14 protein-coding genes are annotated in these 18197 nt (G+C 71.9%); 8 read left to right on the top strand and 6 right to left on the bottom strand.

All coding sequences use genetic code 11. The features are described 5' to 3' along the window. Positions 1–4 precede the first annotated feature (4 nt). Positions 5–991: a GlxA family transcriptional regulator gene (locus ACGFI8_RS35685; protein WP_392811383.1), complete on the bottom strand. Its 987-nt coding sequence runs from the start codon at positions 989–991 to the stop codon at positions 5–7. A gap of 19 nt (positions 992–1010) precedes the next feature. Between ACGFI8_RS35685 and ACGFI8_RS35680 the strand changes: the two genes are divergently transcribed. Next, positions 1011–2345 (top strand): MFS transporter, encoded by a 1335-nt coding sequence (locus ACGFI8_RS35680; RefSeq protein ID WP_392811381.1) that lies wholly within the window; start codon positions 1011–1013, stop codon positions 2343–2345. A gap of 109 nt (positions 2346–2454) precedes the next feature. On the opposite strand, the gene ACGFI8_RS35675 is transcribed toward ACGFI8_RS35680, so the two are convergent. The 5 genes from ACGFI8_RS35675 to ACGFI8_RS35655 all read right to left on the bottom strand — a co-directional run bounded on the left by ACGFI8_RS35675 (position 2455) and on the right by ACGFI8_RS35655 (position 6729). Continuing rightward, positions 2455–4011: an aldehyde dehydrogenase family protein gene (locus tag ACGFI8_RS35675; RefSeq protein ID WP_392811379.1), complete on the bottom strand. Its 1557-nt coding sequence runs from the start codon at positions 4009–4011 to the stop codon at positions 2455–2457. Positions 4012–4085: 74 nt separating this feature from the next. Beyond that, positions 4086–4520: a YbjN domain-containing protein gene (locus ACGFI8_RS35670; protein WP_392811377.1), complete on the bottom strand. Its 435-nt coding sequence runs from the start codon at positions 4518–4520 to the stop codon at positions 4086–4088. Positions 4521–4554: 34 nt separating this feature from the next. Continuing rightward, entirely contained in the window at positions 4555–5103 is a 549-nt protein-coding gene (locus ACGFI8_RS35665; protein WP_392811376.1) for a hypothetical protein, read from the bottom strand. An 805-nt stretch (positions 5104–5908) separates the two neighbouring features. Continuing rightward, positions 5909–6391: an HAAS signaling domain-containing protein gene (locus ACGFI8_RS35660; RefSeq protein ID WP_392811374.1), complete on the bottom strand. Its 483-nt coding sequence runs from the start codon at positions 6389–6391 to the stop codon at positions 5909–5911. Beyond that, on the bottom strand, positions 6388–6729 hold the full coding sequence (locus tag ACGFI8_RS35655; RefSeq protein WP_392811372.1) for a PadR family transcriptional regulator: 342 nt from the start codon (positions 6727–6729) through the stop codon (positions 6388–6390). Before ACGFI8_RS35655 ends, ACGFI8_RS35660 begins: the two co-directional genes overlap by 4 nt. Positions 6730–6804: 75 nt before the next feature. On the opposite strand from ACGFI8_RS35655, the gene ACGFI8_RS35650 reads away from it, so the two are divergent. The 7 genes from ACGFI8_RS35650 to ACGFI8_RS35620 all read left to right on the top strand — a co-directional run bounded on the left by ACGFI8_RS35650 (position 6805) and on the right by ACGFI8_RS35620 (position 18181). Further along, entirely contained in the window at positions 6805–7254 is a 450-nt protein-coding gene (locus tag ACGFI8_RS35650) for a MarR family winged helix-turn-helix transcriptional regulator (RefSeq protein WP_392811370.1), read from the top strand. Between the two features lie 86 nt (positions 7255–7340). Continuing rightward, positions 7341–13085: a pullulanase-type alpha-1,6-glucosidase gene (pulA, locus tag ACGFI8_RS35645; RefSeq protein WP_392811369.1), complete on the top strand. Its 5745-nt coding sequence runs from the start codon at positions 7341–7343 to the stop codon at positions 13083–13085. Positions 13086–13135: 50 nt separating this feature from the next. Beyond that, positions 13136–13360, top strand: a complete 225-nt coding sequence (locus ACGFI8_RS35640) for a hypothetical protein (RefSeq protein WP_392811367.1) — start codon at positions 13136–13138, stop codon at positions 13358–13360. Positions 13361–13462: 102 nt separating this feature from the next. Further along, positions 13463–13903, top strand: a complete 441-nt coding sequence (locus ACGFI8_RS35635; RefSeq protein ID WP_392811365.1) for a hypothetical protein — start codon at positions 13463–13465, stop codon at positions 13901–13903. 305 nt (positions 13904–14208) lie between these two features. Next, positions 14209–16794 carry a nitrate- and nitrite sensing domain-containing protein gene (locus tag ACGFI8_RS35630; protein ID WP_392811364.1) on the top strand — a complete coding sequence of 862 codons (2586 nt, stop codon included), beginning with the start codon at positions 14209–14211 and terminating at the stop codon, positions 16792–16794. After that, positions 16794–17204, top strand: coding sequence for a roadblock/LC7 domain-containing protein (locus tag ACGFI8_RS35625; RefSeq protein WP_344610691.1), 411 nt, complete (start codon positions 16794–16796; stop codon positions 17202–17204). Before ACGFI8_RS35630 ends, ACGFI8_RS35625 begins: the two co-directional genes overlap by 1 nt. Before the next feature lie 8 nt (positions 17205–17212). After that, a complete protein-coding gene (locus ACGFI8_RS35620) occupies positions 17213–18181 on the top strand; it encodes a TAXI family TRAP transporter solute-binding subunit (RefSeq protein WP_392811363.1) in 969 nt (322 codons plus the stop codon). Positions 18182–18197 lie beyond the last annotated feature (16 nt).

Below are 18197 nucleotides of genomic sequence, written 5' to 3'. Positions count from 1 at the left end.
CTGCCTACCCGCCGGCGCCCTCCGGCACAACCCGGAACGTGCGGCGGTACGCACTCGGAGCGACCCCGATCGTGCTCTGCAGGTGCTGGCGCAGCCCCGCGGCCGTGCCCAGGCCCGAGCGGCGGGCGACGACCTCGACCGGCAGGTCGGTGCTCTCCAGCAGGGCACGGGCGTGGTCGACCCGCTGCTGGAGCAGCCAGCGCGCCGGGCTCACCCCGGTCTCCTCGCGGAAGCGCCGGGTGAACGTGCGCACGCTCATGCTCGCGTGCCCGGCCATCTCCTGCAGCGACAGCGGCGCGTCCAGTCGTTCCACGGCCCAGGCGCGCGTCGCGGACAGGGTCGCGTCGGCCGGGCGGGGGAGGGGGCGCTCGATGTACTGCGCCTGGCCGCCCTCCCGGTACGGCGGGACCACGCTGCGCCGCGCCGCCCGGTTGGCGACCTCGCTGCCGAAGTCCGTGCGCACGACGTGCAGGCACAGGTCGATGCCCGCGCCGACCCCGGCGCTGGTGAGCAGGTCGCCGTCGTCGACGAACAGCACGTCGTGGTCGAGCTTGACCTGCGGGAACAGCTCCCGGAACCGTTCCGCCCACCACCAGTGCGTGGTCGCCGGGCGCTCGCCGAGCAGGCCAGCGGCGGCGAGCACGAACGCGCCGGTGCAGATCGACATCACCCGGGCGCCGCGCGCGTGCGCGCTGCGCAGCGCCTCGGCCACCGGCGGGTCGACGGTGCCGTCCTCCACCGGGCCGCCGAAGGAGATGCCGGCCACGATCACGGTGTCGGCGCGCTCGGTGAGCTCCAGCCCGTGGTCGGGCGTTACCCGGTAGCCGGCCGCCGTGACCACGGGCAGGCCCCCCGGGCTGCAGACCTGGATGTCGTACTTCCGGTGGCCGTGCTCGTCGCGAGCGGTGCCGAAGATCTGTGTCGGCGTGCCGAGGTCGAACGGGACGACCCCTTCGAGCGCCACGAGGGCAACGAGGTGCTGCTCGGTCATGGCTCGATTCTTGCGCACTATGGCTGCCGGGCCACTCGCCGCGAGGTACCGAATCCGCTCCAATGTTGTTGTGAAACGACTCCACCCGGCCTGGCTGGTCTCCGTCGTCGCGTTCGTCGCCCTGGTCGGCGCCGCCGGCTTCCGCGCGACGCCGGGCGTGCTGATCCATCCGCTGCACGACGAGTTCGGCTGGCCGCTGGGGACTATCTCGCTGGCCGTGTCGATCAACCTGCTGCTCTTCGGCCTGACCGCGCCCTTCGCGGCCGCCCTGATGGAGCGCTTCGGCATCCGGCGGGTCGTGGCGTACGCGCTGCTGCTCGTCTCCGCCGGCAGCGGCCTGACCGTGTTCATGCGGCACAGCTGGGAGCTGATCGCGCTCTGGGGCGTGCTCGTCGGCCTCGGCACCGGCTCGATGGCGCTCGCGTTCGTGGCCACGGTCACCGGCCGCTGGTTCGTCAAGCGCCGCGGCCTGATCACCGGCGTGCTCACCGCCGGCGGCGCGGCCGGCCAGCTCGTCTTCCTGCCCGTCCTGGCGCTCCTCGTCGAGCACCATGGCTGGCGCTCGGCCGCGCTGACCGTCGCGGGTGCGGCCCTCGCGGTGGTACCGCTGGTGCTCTGGCGCCTGCGCGACCACCCGTCCGAGCTCGGCGTCACCGCCTACGGCGCGGAGGGCGACGTCACCCCGCCACCCACGCCCACCACGGGCGCGGCCCGGCGGGCGCTCGGCGCCCTGCGCACGGCCGCCCGTACCCCGGCGTTCTGGCTGCTGGCGGGCGGCTTCGCGATCTGCGGCGCGACCACCAACGGCCTCATCGGGACCCACTTCATCCCGGCCGCGCACGACCACGGCATGGCCGAGCCCACCGCCGCCTCGCTCCTCGCCCTCATCGGCCTCTTCGACATCGCCGGGACCGTCGCCTCGGGCTGGCTGACCGACCGGATGGACAGCCGCGTGCTGCTCGGCTGGTACTACGCGCTCCGCGGCCTCTCGCTGCTCGTCCTGCCGGCGCTCTTCGCCGCCACCGTCCGCCCGAGCATGCTCGTCTTCGTCCTGTTCTACGGCCTGGACTGGGTGGCGACGGTCCCGCCGACCGTAGCGCTGTGCCGCGAGTACTTCGGCGCCAGCGGCCCCGTCGTCTTCGGCTGGGTGTTCGCGTCACACCAGTTCGGCGCGGCGATCGCGGCGACCTCGACCGGCATCCTGCGGGACCGGCTCGGCAACTACGACCTGGCCTGGTACATCGCGGGCGGCCTGTCCATCGCGGCGGCCGCGCTGTCGCTGATGCTGTTCAAGGCGCGGCGCGAGACCCCGGCCCCTACGCCGCAGTCCCAGGTGGCGGCCGTCGCCGCCTGACCTCTCACCCATGCGTCACTATGCGTCACGGCCGGGCCCTCGGGGCCCGGCCGCTCGCTGGTTCACTCCCTGATCTGCGGTCGCTCTGAGTCGGTCAGGTGCGGCGGCGCTACTGGCCGAGCCGATAATTCAGATCCGGGGTAATTGTCAGGGTGTCCATCTGGGCGCGCTGCAGGCGCCCCGAGTAGTCCCAGTTCATCGACTGCCACCGGGTGAACTGGTCGAGCACCCACACCCCGGACTGCCGGCTCCCGTTGCCCGACCGCCCGTTGCCCCCGAACGGCAGGTGCGCCTCCGCGCCCGACGTCGAGTTGTTGATGCTGACCATCCCCGCCCGGGTGCCCCGCCGGAACTCGAACGCCTTGCGCGGGTCGGTCGTGTAGATCGCCGCGGACAGCCCGTATCCCGGCGCGTCGGCCAGCTCGATCGCCTCCTCGAGCGCCGAGTACCGCGTCACGCCCACCAGCGGCCCGAACGTCTCCTGCTGGAACACCTTGTCCTCGGGCCGTACCCCGTGCACCAGCACCGGGTGGTAGAACAGCCCGGCCGCGGGGTCGCCCACGAACCCGGCGCGCGGGTTGTCCGCGGAGATCCGCCCGACGCCGGTCGACCCCGACACCCGGTGGTGCTCCTCGACCCAGTCGAGATAGCTCTCGTACCGCTCGGCGAAGCGCTCGCTCATCAGCGGCCCGTACAGCACCGAGGGGTCGGTCGGGTCGCCGACGACCGCGCCGCGCACCGCGTCCTCGAGCCGGCGGGTGAACTCATCCAGGACGTCGTCGTGGACGATCAGCGTGCCGAGGGAGGTGCAGCGCTGCCCCGCCGTGCCGAACCCCGCGAACAGCGCCCCGTGCACCGCCAGGTCGAGGTCGGCGTCCTCGGTGATGACCATCGGGTTTTTCCCGCCGAGCTCCAGGCATGCGCTCTGCAGGTGCCGCCCGGCCAGTTCGCCGATCCGCGCGCCGATCTCCGACGACCCGGTGAACCCGATCTTGTCGATCAGCTGCTCGCGCAACCCTGCCTCGAGCCCCGCGTACGTCGTCGGGCCATCGGCGTGGACCACCTCGAACACGCCGTCGGGCACGCCCGCCCGGCGGATCAGCTCGGCGAACGCGTCGGCGCAGGCCGCGGCGTATTCGGCCGGCTTCCAGACGACGGCGTTGCCGCACAGGAGCGCCGGCACGACGTACCAACTGGGGACCGCCACCGGGAAATTGCCCGCGGTCACGATGGCCGCCACCCCCACCGGCACCCGGAACGTGAACAGCTGCTTGTCGGGCATCTCGCTCGGCACGGTGTGCCCGTAGAGCCGCCGGCCCTCGCCGAGAAAGAAGTCGCAGGTGTCGACGATCTCCTGGACCTCGCCGCGCGCCTCGGTCAGCGTCTTGCCGACCTCGCGGGTCACCAGCGCGGCCAGCGCCTCGAAGTTGGCCTCGACCAGGCGGCCGAGGTTGGCCACGACCCGGCCGCGGACCGGCGCGGGCACGTCGGCCCAGGCCCGCTGCGCGCGACGGGCGGAACGGCAGGCGGCGACGAAGGTGTCGGCGTCGGCCAACGCGACCTCGGCCACGACGTCGTCGAGCCGGGACGGGTTGAGCGATGGCACGCGATGATCATTGGCGGCGACGGGCTTGCCGCCGACGGTCGAAACGATGACGCGGTTCATAGGGCTTATCTTGGCGCGGGGGTCCGACAGTTTTGGAGCGGGCCGGCCGGGCGGTGACGCTGGGTGGAACTATCCTAACTCTGCGTCTCGGCTGGGTCGAACGCCAGATGCCCGCCGAATTGGTCGCGCAGCCGCTCGTCGTAGTAGTCGGCGGTGTCGGCCACCCAGTCGCAGGCGTTGCTCAGCTCGATCGGGTCCAGCGTCGAGGCCAGCATCTCCACCGCGGCGAACACGCAGTCGTCGCGCCAGAACAGCCGGATGAAGTTGAGCCGCCCGTTGAGGTCGTTGAGCTCGGCCAGCAGCTGCGGCGACCGGCCCAACTGGCGCAGCATCGGCGAGAAGACCCGCACCAGCGGCGGCTCGCTCGCGATCAGGCGCAGGTAAACCACCGCGGTGCCGCTGCGGATGGCCGCCGGCTCGGCCACCAGGTCGGCGGGCACCTCCTGGCCGCCGAGGTACTCCGTGACCAGCCGATGCACCTTCGCCCGTAAGGCGTCGTCTATCGACACGCGTTCACGATACAAGTGGCCCGCACCCCCGGCCTCAGCCACTCTTGCCCGGCCGCCCGGGCGGCAGGAACCCGCGCCGCCGGGCCTCCTTCACCCACCGGTGCGCCGTGCTCACCGGCACCCCGTGCTGATCGGCGAGGTCGCAGGCGGGCCGCGGCGAGGCCTGCGCGAACGTGAGATACACGTCGGCGACCTGTCGATAGAAGACGTCGGGCCGCCCGCGCAGCCGCGAGGTCTCGGCCGGTGCCGAGCGCGTGACGGCCAGGGAAGGTTCGATCATCTCCCACCCGACGTCCTCGGCGACCGGCGGCGCGACGGGCCTCGCCCGGGTGTTGACAACAGGGGTCGTACCGCGAACAGCCTGCACGGCGGCCAACTGCGCGTTGGCGGCGGCCTCGATGCGCCCGACGGGGATGGCCCGCAGCAGGTCGGCGCTCGGCGTGCCCTCGATGCGCAGGCCGGTCAGCACCAGCCGGCCGCCCGCCCCGACGCCGACCCGCACCAGCACGGTCCCGGCCAGTGGCGGCTCGTCCTGGCGCCATTCATACCAGTCATCACTGACTGGAAAGAGGCGGCCCCGCACGCGGCAAGGCTAGACCACAATTCCGCAAATCAACAATTGCGCTGACCTAGACGTCTAGATACGCTGATCTGGACCGACGAGCCACACGGCGTTCGGGGACCGGGGGGCGGTCGCGTGCCTAGCACGCAACCGATTGGCCGGTGGCAGCGTCCGCATCGGAGGACGGGGGAAACGGGGCGATGCGGACGGTGGCCGCCGAGCGGAACGTGCACAGGCGCGCTCCGCTCGGCGGCGTCATCGCGGAGCCGCGGTCGCGGGGTCTCGCCGGGCCCCGTGGCCGCTTATCCGGCCGCGCCTGACCGGCTCGGTCGCGCTCGGGTCGGTGGGGGCCGACGGCGGGCGCGGGGGTCCGGGCCGGTCGCGGGGTGCGGAGGTTCGGGGGTGCGGGTCCCGGGGGCGATGGGGTCCCGGGGTCCTGGGGTGACGGGGCCAGGCGGAAGGTGTTGGGCTCGGGGGGTGCGGCGATCCGAGCCGCGGTCGCTGGGTCGCGATCACAGCGGCGCGGTGGTCCGGGCGGTGAGCGCGGGCCCGCGGGGGGCGGGGCCGCGCTCGCAAGCCCGGTGCTCACACCCTGGCGCGCGGCCCCGCCCCCCCCGCGGGCCGGTGGAGGCGGGGCCATGCTCGCAAGCCAGCAGGCCCGGCGCTCACACCCTGGCGCGCGGTCCCCGCGCACGGACCCGCGGGTGCTGCCGTCCGGGCTCGATCGGGGCAAAGGCGGTGCAGGCCGCCGGTCAGACCAACACGGAGTCGGCGGGTTGAATGCCGGGGCCGACGCGCCGTGTGGTGCGAGAGCCCCGGTCGCGCGTCAGGAATGCGTGGGGGTCGGTGGGGTGGACAGGGTTGGTGTGGCCGGGTCCGACATCGGCGGGCCCGTCACCACCGTCACCTCTGGCTGGGTCACGGTGCCGTCGCTCGACACGCTGCTGCTCGACCAGAAGAGCACCATGCCCAGCAGGCCCGCCACCACGCACATCGTGGCCACGGCGGCGATCGTCAGTGCCACCCAGATCAGGGCGGTCGAGCGCTTCTTCGGCTGGATCAGGATCGGTGGCGGGGACTCCGCGTCGACCAGCGCCTCCGCGGCCACCTCCTCCGGGTCGCCGAGGAGTTCCAGGATCGAGCGGACCTCGACCTCGGTCTCGCGGTCCGGGGAAAGCTCCGCCCGCTTGGCTGCGATGTGCTCGCTCAGGTCGGCGAGCAGTTCGGCGCGCCGGTTGGCGGGGACGCCGGCCAAGGCCTGCTCGACGGCGCGGAGATAGTCGTTGACCAGGTCATCGTAGGTGTTCATGCCGCCCTCGTTCCGACAATTCGGTCAACTGTGTCGCGGAAAGACGTCCACTCCTCGCGGAAATGGCGCAGCGCCTGGTGGCCGTGCTGGGTGAGCGCGTAGTAGCGCCGCGGGGGGCCGTTCGGGGACTCGCGCCACGTCGTCTCCACCCAGCCGGCCCGGCGCAGGCGCGCCAGCAGCGGGTACAGCGTCCCCTCGCTGGTGGTCAGCGTGCGCTCGGCCCCCAGGCGGCGGACGAGCTCCACCCCGTACTGCTCGCCCTGCTCCATCAGGGCGAGCACGCAGAACTCCAATGTGCCGCGGCGTAGCGCCGTGGACAACGAGCCGGGTGTATCCATGTCTGACACAGTACCTTGCGGCGCAAGGTACTAACAACGACCGGATTCGTTTCCGAACGTGCAAAAATACATGGCATGACCCGCTGGCTCGACGAGGAAGAGCAGGCCGCCTGGCGCGCCTTCTACAGCGCGACCACGCTACTGATCGACCGGCTCGACCGGGAGTTGCAGCACGACGCCGGGATGCCCCACGCCTACTACGAGATCCTCGTCGTCCTGTCGGAGTCGGAGGGGCGGTCGCTGCGCATGAGCGAGCTCGCCCTGCAGACCCGCTCCTCGCGCAGCCGGCTCTCGCACGCCGTGACCAAGCTCGAGGCGCGCGGGTGGGTGCGTCGGCGCGACTGCGACGACGACAAGCGCGGCCAGTTCGCCGACCTGACCGACGAGGGCTTCGAGGCGCTGGTCGCGGCGGCCCCCGGGCACGTCGAGACGGTCCGCGCCCACCTTTTCGACGCGCTGACGCCCGAGCAGGTCGATCAGCTGAGGCGGATCAGCCAGGCGATCTCCGAAACCCTGAAAACATAGAAAGTCAAGCCTTGTAAGGATCTTTGCCGGTCGATACGGTGCCAAGCCTCGCCAGAGACCTCGTTGTCCTCGAGGAAGGCCCCGCCATGCGCTCCGCCAGATCCGTCACGTTGACCAAGATCGCGCTCGGTGTTCTGACCGCCCTCGCCGTGTTCGCCGCGGTGCCGGGCGACAACCCGCGGACGCCGGACGTCCCGCAGCGGCCGACCGGCTACTCCGAGGGCGTGCCCGAGTGGGCCAAGGAGCCGTCGATCGCCAGCCTCCTCGACGGGCCGCGGCCGCAGCACGCCGAGCAGTTCTACTTCGTCCTGGCCGACCGCTTCGCCGACGGCGATCCGGCCAACAACACCGGCGGGCTGTCGGGCGACCGGCTGAGCACCGGCTACGACCCCACCGACAAGGGGTTCTACCACGGCGGCGACCTCAAGGGCGTCATCGACAAGCTCGACTACATCCAGGGCCTCGGCACGACCGCGATCTGGCTGGCGCCCGTGTTCAAGAACCGGCCGGTGCAGGGCAGCGGCAACGACATCTCGGCCGGCTACCACGGGTACTGGATCACCGACTTCACGCAGATCGACCCGCACTTCGGCACCAAGGACGACCTCAAGCGGCTGACGAAGCTTGCGCACCAGCGCGGGATCAAGATCTACCTCGACGTCATCACGAACCACACCGCGGACGTCATCCGGTACGCGCAGAACCAGTACTCGTACCGTAACAAGACCGACTACCCGTACAAGGACGCGAACGGCAACAAGTTCGACGACCGCAACTACGCCGACGGCACCCACGGATTCCCGCCGATCAATCTGCAGTCCTTCCCCTACACACCGGTGTTCCCGAGCGAGGCGGACAAGACCGTCAAGCAGCCGGCGTGGCTGAACGACCCGACGATGTACCACAACCGCGGCGACTCCACGTTCAGCGGCGAGAACGCCGAGTACGGCGACTTCTTCGGCCTCGACGACCTGTGGACCGAGCGGCCCGAGGTCGTCCAGGGCATGACGAAGATCTACTCGGACTGGGTCAAGGACAGCGGCATCGACGGATACCGCATCGACACGGCCAAGCACGTCGACATGCAGTTCTGGCCGCAGTTCACGCAGGGTGTGGAGGCCGCCGCCGACAAGGCGAAGAAGCCCGACTTCTTCATGTTCGGCGAGGTGTACGACGCGAACCCGGCCTTCGACTCGACCTACGTGCGCAAGGGGCGCCTGCCGGCCACCCTGGACTTCCCGTTCCAGCAGGCCGCCGCCGACTTCGTCGCGCGGGGCGGCTCGGGCCAGGAGCTCGCCGATCTGTACGCCCAGGACGACCTGTACACGTCCGCCGGCACCAGCGCGCAGTTCCTGCCGACGTTCCTCGGCAACCACGACATGGGCCGCATCGGCTACTTCGTGGCCACCGGCGGCACCAACCCGGCCACCCACCTGCGCCGCGACGAGCTCGGCCACGAGCTGATGTTCCTGACCCGCGGCCAGCCGGTCGTGTACTCCGGCGACGAGCAGGGCTTCACCGGCGCCGGCGGGGACAAGGACGCCCGGCAGGACATGTTCGCCAGCCGGACCGCCGACTACCTCGACGACGATCTGCTCGGCACCGACAGCACGCACGCCGTCTCGCACTACGACACGAGCCATCCGATCTACCGCACGATCGCGAGCCTCGCGCGGCTGCGCGAGAAGAACCCCGCGTTGCGCCAGGGCGTCCAGATCACGCGGTACGCCGACCAGAACGTCTTCGCGTTCTCGCGCATCGACCCCGACCAGCGCGTCGAGTACGTCGTGGCGAGCAACAACGGCACCGGCACGAAGACGATCACGGTCCCGACGTACATGGCGACCACGACGTTCGACCAGATCTACCCGTCGACCGGGCCCATCGCCGGGACCGCCGGCGACGGCTCGCTGCAGTTGAGCGTCCCGCCGCTGACCACCGTGGTCCTCAAAGCGCGCGGCGCGATCAAGGGGGCGACGGCCCGCCCGGCGATCTCGCTGCAGGTCGACCCGGCCCCGGCCACGATCGCCGAGGTGCGCGCGAACGTCACCGGCGACCCGCTGTCCACCGTCACCTTCGCGGCGCGGGTCGGCAACGGCAACTGGAAGCTGCTCGGCACCGACCACGCCGGCCCGTACGCCGCCTACCATGACCTCGACGGGCTCGCGGCCGGCACGAAGCTCGAGTACAAGGCGGTGGTCCGGGACGGAGCCGGACGCACGGCCGAAGCCAAGATCGAAACGAGGGTCGGCACTCCGCCGAGCGCCGCGTCCGCGGACTACGCGATCGTGCACTACCAGCGCCCGGCCGGCGACTACACCAACTGGGGCCTGTACGCCTGGGGCGACATCCAGGACCCGATGAGCTGGCCCGCCGGCGCGCCGTTCGCCGGAGAGGACTCGTACGGACGCTTCGCATGGGTCAAGCTGAAGCCGGGGGCCGCGAACGTCGGCTTCCTGGTGGTGGACGCCAACGGCGTGAAGGACGTCACCGCGGACCGCTCCCTCGACCCGACGAAGCATCCGGAGATCTGGCTCAAACAAGGAGATGCGACCATCTACACCTCCCAGGCAGCCGCCACCGGCAGCGTGTCGGTCCACTATGGACGGCCGGACGGCGGCTACACCGGCTGGGGTCTGCACCTCTGGGGAGACGGCCTTGCCCCGGGTACCGCGACCGACTGGGCGAGCCCCCGCCCGGCGGACGGCGTCGACGACTTCGGCGCGTACTGGCACGTGCCGGTGACCGACCCCGCGAAGCCGGTGAACTTCATCGTGCACAAGGGCGACGCCAAGGATCCGGGCCCGGACCAGTCGGTCCTGCCCAGCATTCAGGGCGAGGCGTGGATCCGCTCCGGGGAGGCGACCGTGCACCCGACGCGGGCCGCGGCCGAGCACACCGCCGTGCTGCACTACCGCCGCCCCGGCGGCGACTATGACGGCTGGGGCCTGCACCTGTGGACCGGCGCCGCGGCCGGCACGGACTGGGGCAGCCCGATGATGCCGTCGGGCACGGACGCGTTCGGCGTGCGGTTCACCGTGCCGCTGGCCGACAACGCGCCGCTGCTCAACTACATCGTGCACAAGGGCGACACCAAGGACCTCCCGGCCGACCAGACGCTCGACCTGGTCACCGTCGGCCACGAGGTGTGGATCCTGTCGGGCCAGGAGAAGTACCTGCTGCCGATCCCGGCCCAGGGCACGCCGGACACCGACGTGAACAAGGCGAAGGCGGTCTGGATCGACCGCAACACTGTGGCCTGGCGCGCCGGCCCGACGGACGGGCACAGCTACGAGCTGTGGTCCGCGCCGGCCGGCGGGTTGCAGGTCGTCGACGGCCAGGTCGTGGGCAACGGCACGAAGCTCGCGATGAGCACCGTGCCGGGCAACCTGACCGAGGCGCAGCGGGCGAAGTTCCCGCACCTGTGGGCGTACCAGACCTTCCACGTCGACGGCGACCGCGCGGCGCTCGCCGCGGCCCTGCGCGGGCAGGTCGTGGCGGTCGAGCGGGACGTCGCCGGGCAGGTCACCGAGGCGACCGGGGTCCAGCTGGCCGGCGCGCTCGACGACCTCTACGGCGCGGCGCTGAGCGCGAGGCTCGGCCCCACGTTCGACGGCCAGCGCCCCACGATCAGCGTCTGGGCGCCTACCGCGCAGCAGCTCACCCTGGAGCTTTACCAGGACATCAACAAAAATCCGGACATCGTGGCAATGACCCGCGACGACCGCACGGGCGTCTGGAGCGTCACCGGCGACAAGTCCTGGAAGGGCCGCTACTACAAGTTCCGCGTCACCGCCTATCAGCCCGCCGTCCGCGCCGTCACCACGGCCAGCGTCACGGACCCCTACAGCGTGTCGCTGTCGGCCAACGGCACGCACAGCCAGATCGCCGACCTGTCCGACCCGGGGCTGCGCCCGGCCGGCTGGAGCGACCTGCGCAAGCCGTCGGCCCCGTCGCGACCGCAGATCCAGGAGCTGTCGGTGCGCGACTTCTCGATCGCCGACACCACGGTGCCGGCCGAGCAGCGCGGCACCTACCTGGCCTTCACCCAGTCCGGCTCGGCCGGCATGCAGCACCTGCGGCAGCTGGCGCAGGCCGGCACCTCCTACGTGCACCTGCTGCCGGTCTTCGACATCTCCACCATCCCCGAGGTGCGCTCCGACCAGGCGCAGCCGCCGTGCGACCTGGCGGCGCTGCCGCCGGACTCGTCGCAGCAGCAGGCCTGCATCGCGCAGGTGGCCGACCGTGACGGGTACAACTGGGGCTACGACCCGTTCCACTACAACGCGCCGGAGGGCTCGTACGCGACCGATCCGCAGGGCACCCCGCGGATCACGCAGTTCCGGCAGATGGTCGCCGGGCTCAACCAGGCCGGCCTGCGCGTGGTGATGGACGTCGTCTACAACCACACCACCGCGGCCGGCACCGACCAGTACTCGGTGCTCGACCAGATCGTGCCGGGGTACTACCAGCGCCTGCTGGACGACGGCACGGTCGCCAACTCCACCTGCTGCGCCAACACCGCGCCCGAGAACGCGATGATGGGCAAGCTCGTCGTCGACTCGATCGTGCAGTGGGCCAAGCAGTACAAGGTCGACGGCTTCCGCTTCGACCTGATGGGACACCACCCGAAGGCCAACATCCTGGCCGTGCGGGCCGCCCTGGATCAGCTCACCGTGGCCAAGGACGGGGTCGACGGCAAGAAGATCCTGCTGTACGGCGAGGGCTGGAACTTCGGCGAGGTGGCCGACAACGCCCGGTTCGTGCAGGCCACGCAGGCCAACATGGCCGGCACCGGCGTCGCGACGTTCAACGACCGGCTCCGCGACGCCGTGCGCGGCGGCGGGCCGTTCGACGGCAACCCGCGCGTCCAGGGCTTCGCCACCGGCCTGTACACCGACCCCAACGGCGACCCGGTCAACGGCACCGCCGACCAGCAGCGGGCCCGGCTGCTGCACTACCAGGACCTGATCCAGGTGGGGCTGACCGGCAACCTGGCCGCGTACGAGTTCACCGACTCCACCGGGCACCGGGTCACCGGCGCACAGGTCGACTACAACGGCTCGCCGGCCGGCTACACGCGCTCGCCGAGCGAGGCGGTGACATACGTCGACGCGCACGACAACGAGATCCTGTATGACGCGATGGCGTACAAGCTGCCCGCCGGCACGACCGCCGAGCAGCGCGCCCGGCTACAGGTCCTGGCGCTGTCCACGACGGTGTTCGGGCAGGGTGTCGGGTTCGTCACCGCGGGCTCGGACCGGCTGCGCTCCAAGTCGCTGGACCGCAACTCGTTCAACTCCGGCGACTGGTTCAACCAGATCAGGTGGGACTGCGCCGCCGGCAACGGCTTCGGCGCCGGGTTGCCGCCGGCCGCCGACAACCGGGACAAGTGGCAGTACGCCCAGCCGCTGCTGGCCGACCCGGCGCTCGTGCCGGGCTGCTCCGCGATCGACCTGGCCTCGGCGCGCTTCCAGGAGTTGCTGCGCATCCGGGCCGGCTCGCCGGTGTTCGCGCTGAGCAGCGCGGCGCAGGTCCAGCAGCGGCTGAGCTTCCCGCTCTCCGGCGCGCAGGCCACCCCCGGCGTCATCACCATGGTGCTCGACGCGCGCGGGCTGGACGGGCGCTGGAAGTCGGTGGTGGTCGTGTTCAACGCGGGCGCCACGGCCACGACGCAGACGGTCGCGGCCTACCGCGGGGCGCAGGTGGCGCTGCACCCCGTGCAGGCCGCCTCGGTGGACCCGGTGGCCCGCCAGTCCACATTCGACAGCACACACGGATCGTTCACGGTCCCGGCACGCACGGTAGCGGTCTTCGTTCAGGCCGCTTGAGGGTTGCTCGAGAGGAGTGAGGGCGGCGCGGCCGGGGTAACCACCCCTGCATGAGTCGATACCGCAACCGCGTCATGAAGGCGACGGCCGTCATGTGGCTGCTCGTCCTGCTCGCCGACGCCGGCTGGGTGGCGACCTCGCGCGCCGCCCTGACCGCCGCGACGGTCCTGGCCGTCTGCGTGGTCATCTCCGCCGCGCTGTTCGGCAAGTTCGTGCAGAACCTCCCCGAGCGCGAGGCGGTGCCGGTCCGGGTGCGCGACGACCGGCGCCGCTGACCGGCAAAGCCGGGCTTAAGCCGCTCGGCAGAATCTCAGCAAAGGCGGCCTTCATCGCCGCAAAAGGCTCAAGCCGGTCCCGACGATGCCGTTGGGACCGGCGTGAAGCCGCTGCTGATCGCGCTGCTGATCGGCGGCCTCGCGGTCGGCGCCGCACCCGGCCCGGCGCCGCCGCCCGGCCCGCCGCTGCCCGGCCCACCGGCGATCATGGAGCCGCCGGGCCCGTCGCCGACGCTGCCAGGGATCACCGCGGTGCCGACCGGGCCGGGCGCGATTCCGCCGCTGGCGACGCTGCCGGAGCCCTCCGGCCGGCACCTGGAGACATCCCCGGCGGCCCCAGGGACGCCGTCCGCCGGGGTGTCCGCGTCCACGCCGGGGCCGACCGTCGGCGCACCCTCTGTGAGCCCCTCGGCGAGCCCCGAGCCGGCCGCTCGCGCGTCGCGCGGCGCGGGGCCATGGATCGCATGGATCGGTCTCGGCGTCGTCGTGGTGCTCGCCGGGGCTGCCATGTGGTTGTTTGCGCAACGTCAGCGTCACGCATAGTCAGAACGACTAGGCCGTTCGGCTAAGGACTCTTTAGGGATCCGACCTCTTCCAGTAGCGTGCCTGATCGTGTTCCGTAGTGGATCCGATGACGTCACTGCATTGGAGCGCTCTCGCAGGCACGCTCCGCTATGGAGCCGCTACTGTTAGGAGGCCAGGCGTTGGCAGGCAGCGGCCAATCCCGCGCCCCCGTGCCGCGTCACGGCGCCGGCTCTGGCGGCCGGACGCGCCGCACGGCGGGCACGGACACTTCGGTGGCCGGGCACCGCCGCGGTGGTGGCCCGCGCCCCAGCCGTCTGCGCTCCGTGCGCACACAGCTGCTGGCGCCGATCGTCATCGCGATGGTCGGCCTCGTCGTCCTCGCCAGCATCCAGACGACCGGCGCCGTCTCCGCGGCCCGCGACGCCGGCCACGCCCGTGCCCTGACGCTCACCGCGGGCAGCGCCGTCCTCTTCGTGCACGAGCTCGAGCGCGAGCTCGCCGAGACCGCGGCGGCCGGCCAGCGCGCGGGCAAGGGCGCCTCGCCGCTCGTCACCGCCCAGCGCGCCCGCACCGACGAAGCCGCGGCGCAGTTCTTCACCAACGCCGCCAGGGCCGTCGACGCGGTGCCCGCCCTCACCACGCCGGTGCGTGTCGCCCGCGACAACTACGCGCACCTGCCGTTCACCCGGCAGGCCGTCGACAACGGCACCGCCACGATGGTGATCGTCACCGACATCGTCTACGGCGGCCTCTCCGACGCCCTGCTCGCCGTCGCCGACTCCGTTCCGGGCCAGATCGAGAACATCGATCTGGCCAACACGGCCCGCGCGCTGGCCGCCACGGCCGCGATGGAGCACTACTCGTCGGTCGAGCGTGACCTGCTGCGCACCGTCTTCGGCCGCGGCAACCTGCAGCCGGGCGACCTCGGCAGCCTCTCGCAGGTCCAGGGCGCGCGGGCGCAGCGTGAGGCGCAGTTCCGGCGGGTGGCCACGCCAGAGCAGCTCGCGCTGTACCAGACGGAGATGCGCGGCATCGACATCGACAACGCCGACAGCATGGGCGCCGCGGCCCGCAACGCCGAGCGCGACTCGTCCGGCCTGCGGAGCGACGCCGATGCCTGGTTCGTGGCGCAGAGCGGGGTGATCCGCCGGGTCAACATCGTCAGCGTCGAGCTGGCCGACGAGCTCGACGCCCGCGCCGAGCAGATCGCCGTCAACGCCGCGCGGCAGGCCTGGGCCACCGGCCTCGGCACCGCCCTGCTCGGCCTGACCGCCCTGGCGATCGCGATCGTGCTCGCCGTGCGCACCGCCCGCCGGCTCAACCTGCTGCGCGGCGCGGCCCTGCAGGTCGCCCGCCGCGACCTGCCCGACGCGATCAGCTCGGTCACCGCAGGCTCGGCCGCGCCCGCGCCGTCGCTGATGGAGGGCGGCCAGACCGCGGCCGCGGTAACCCGCGGCATCGCGGGCCTCAACGACGAGGTCGGCCAGGTGGCCGAGGCGTTCGGCACGGTGCACCACACCGCGCTGCGCCTGGCCGGTGAGCAGGCCGAGCTGCGCGTCGACGTGGCCCGGATGGCCGAGGTGCTCGCCCGCCGCATCCGCACCCTGATCACCCGCCAGCTGCGCCTGCTCGACGAGTTCGAGCGCGACGAGACCGACCCGGACGTGCTGGCCCGGCTCTTCGCCCTCGACCACCTCGCCGCCCGCCTGCGCCGCAACGGGGAGAACCTGCTGGTCCTCTCCGGCGGCGAGCCCGGCCGCCCGCAGACCGCGGCCGTGCAGCTCGGCGCCGTCATCTCGGCCGCCGCGTCGGAGATCGAGGACTTCGCCCGGGTCGAGTTCCAGCCCGCCGACCTGGCCATCTCCGGCCCGGTCGTCGGCGACCTCGTGCACCTGCTCGCCGAGCTGCTGGAAAACGCCACGGCCTTCTCGCCGCCGACCGAGCAGGTCGTCGTCGACGCGCGGCCGACCATCGAGGGCGCGCTGATCCGCGTCCACGACCGCGGCATCGGCATCATCCCGGCCCGCCTCGCCGAGATCAACTCGCGGCTGGCCGTGCCGAGCGTTCTGAGCAGCGCCGCGGCCGGCACCATGGGCCTGCACGTGGTCTCCCACCTCGCCGCCCGGCATGGCATTCGGGTGCAGTTGCACGGCACCGGCAGCGGCACCGTCGCGTACGTCGCGCTGCCGCACCGGTTGCTGGAGCAGATGAGCGCGCTGCCCGCGGGTCGGGGTGCGCGGGTGGAGACGGTCCCGGCGGTGCAGGCGCCGTCCCGGCCGGTGCAGGTCCCCTCCACGGTCGGTGCGCCGATCGGCCGTACCCAGCCCCAAGTGCCGCAGCAGCGCCGACCCGAGCCGGCCATCCCCATGGCCGTGCACGCGGGCGCCGCCGCGCCCGCCGGCGCGACGCCCTGGTTCCGCCCGTACCTGAGCAGCACCGGCGACAGCGCCGGTTCCGGGCTCGCCTCCGGTGGATCGGCCGGTGGCTCCGGATCTCCCGCGAGCGGCGGCTGGACCCCGCCTCACGCGCCCCAGACGGTCCAGCCGGGCGGCCACAACCCGCCGCGCGGCGTGGCCCAGGTGGCCCCCGTCGCCCCGGCGCCGGCCGACCGGCCCGCGCCGCCGCAGTACAGCGCTCAACCCACCTGGGGAACCCCCGGCACGTGGCCGCCACGGCTCGGGGGCCTGTCCAGTGCCGGAGGTGGCCCGATGTCGGAGCAAGAGCATCTTCCTCGCCGTCGTCCCGGCGCACAGCTCGTGCCGGAAACCGCCGAACCACGTGCCGAGTCCCGTGGCGGCGCGCCGGTCGACCCGGAGCTCATCCGGTCGCGACTGTCCGCGTTCGCCGAGGGCGTCTCGGCCGCCGCACGACGTACCAACAGCACAGCCCCAGGACAAGAGGATTCATGATGTCTCAGCAACCGCACGGCGCCGGACAGCTCGACTGGCTGATGGTGAGCTTCGCGCGGCAGGTCCCCGACGTGGCGCACGCCATCACCGTCTCCGGTGACGGGCTGCGCCTGGCCGCCTCCGCCGACCTGCCGGTGGATCAGGCTGATCACCTCGCCGCGGTGATCAGCGGGCTGGCGAGCCTGGTCTTCGGCGCCGCCCGCGTCATGCAGGCCGGCCACGTGCGTCAGACCATCGTCGACATGGATGGTGGCGTCATGATCGTCATGTCCGTCGGCGACCGGGCCCTGTTGGGCGTCCTGGCCGCGCCGGGCTGCGACCTGGGCCAGGTCGGTTACGAGACCGCCATGCTGGTCCACCGTGTCGCCGACGCCCTCGACCCGCTCCCGCGTGACGCACTGTCCAGGTGATGATCCGTTTGAAGATCAGGAATCTGGCGCTGGTGCTGGCGGCGGCGCTGCTGCTCGCCGCCTGCTCCAGCCTGCCCCAGCGGCCCGGCGCCGGGCTCTGGCACGGTGGCCGGCTCTTCATCGCCACCGGCAACAGCACCGGCGTGTACTACTCGATCGGCGGCGGCTACGCCGACCTGATCTCCAAGCACGTGCCCGGCTATGAGGCCCGCGCCGAGCCGACCGGCGCGTCCGGGGAGAACATCCGGCGCGTCGCGAGCGGCGACATGGACATCGCGCTGACCCTTGCCGACGTCGCCGCCGACGCCTACGCGGGCAAGGGTCCCTTCGAGGGCGAGCCGCAGAAAGTCGTCGCGCTGGCCCGGGTGTACAAGAGCTACATCCACCTCGTCGTGCGCAAGTCCGCCAACATCAACAAGTTTTCCGACCTGCGCGGCAAGCGCGTCTCGACCGGCTCGGCGGGCTCCGGCGTGGACATCGTGTCCGGCCGGGTCCTCTTCGCCGGCGGCATCAACCCCGACGCCGACATCGTCCGCCAGCGTCTCTCGCTGCCCGAGACGACCAAGAGCATGCAGAGCGGCACCACCGACGCCTTCTTCTTCACCGGCGGCCTCCCCACGCCGGGCATCAGCGACCTGCTCAAGAGCTCGCCGGGCGGATTCATCCTGCTCCCGCTCAACTCGCTGCTGCAGCCGCTGATGTACCGCTACGGCCCGATCTACGCCGGCGCGAAGATCCCGAAGGCGGCGTACAACACCCCCACCGACATCGACACGATCGTCATCGGCAACTTCATCGTCGTCTCGCCCGACATGCCCGAGCAGCTCGCCCACGACCTGACCAAGGTGCTGTTCGAGTACCAGCCCGAACTGGGCAAGGTGCACCCCGAGGGGAACAACTACGACAAGACCACCGCGACGCAGACCGATCCGATACCGCTGCACCCCGGCGCAGCCCGCTTCTACAGCAGCGGCTAGTGCGGCTCGCGCGTTA

The sequence above is a fragment of the Dactylosporangium sp. NPDC048998 genome (assembly GCF_043197855.1).
Taxonomy (GTDB): domain Bacteria; phylum Actinomycetota; class Actinomycetes; order Mycobacteriales; family Micromonosporaceae; genus Dactylosporangium.
This window is presented reverse-complemented; position numbering and strand designations above follow the sequence as displayed.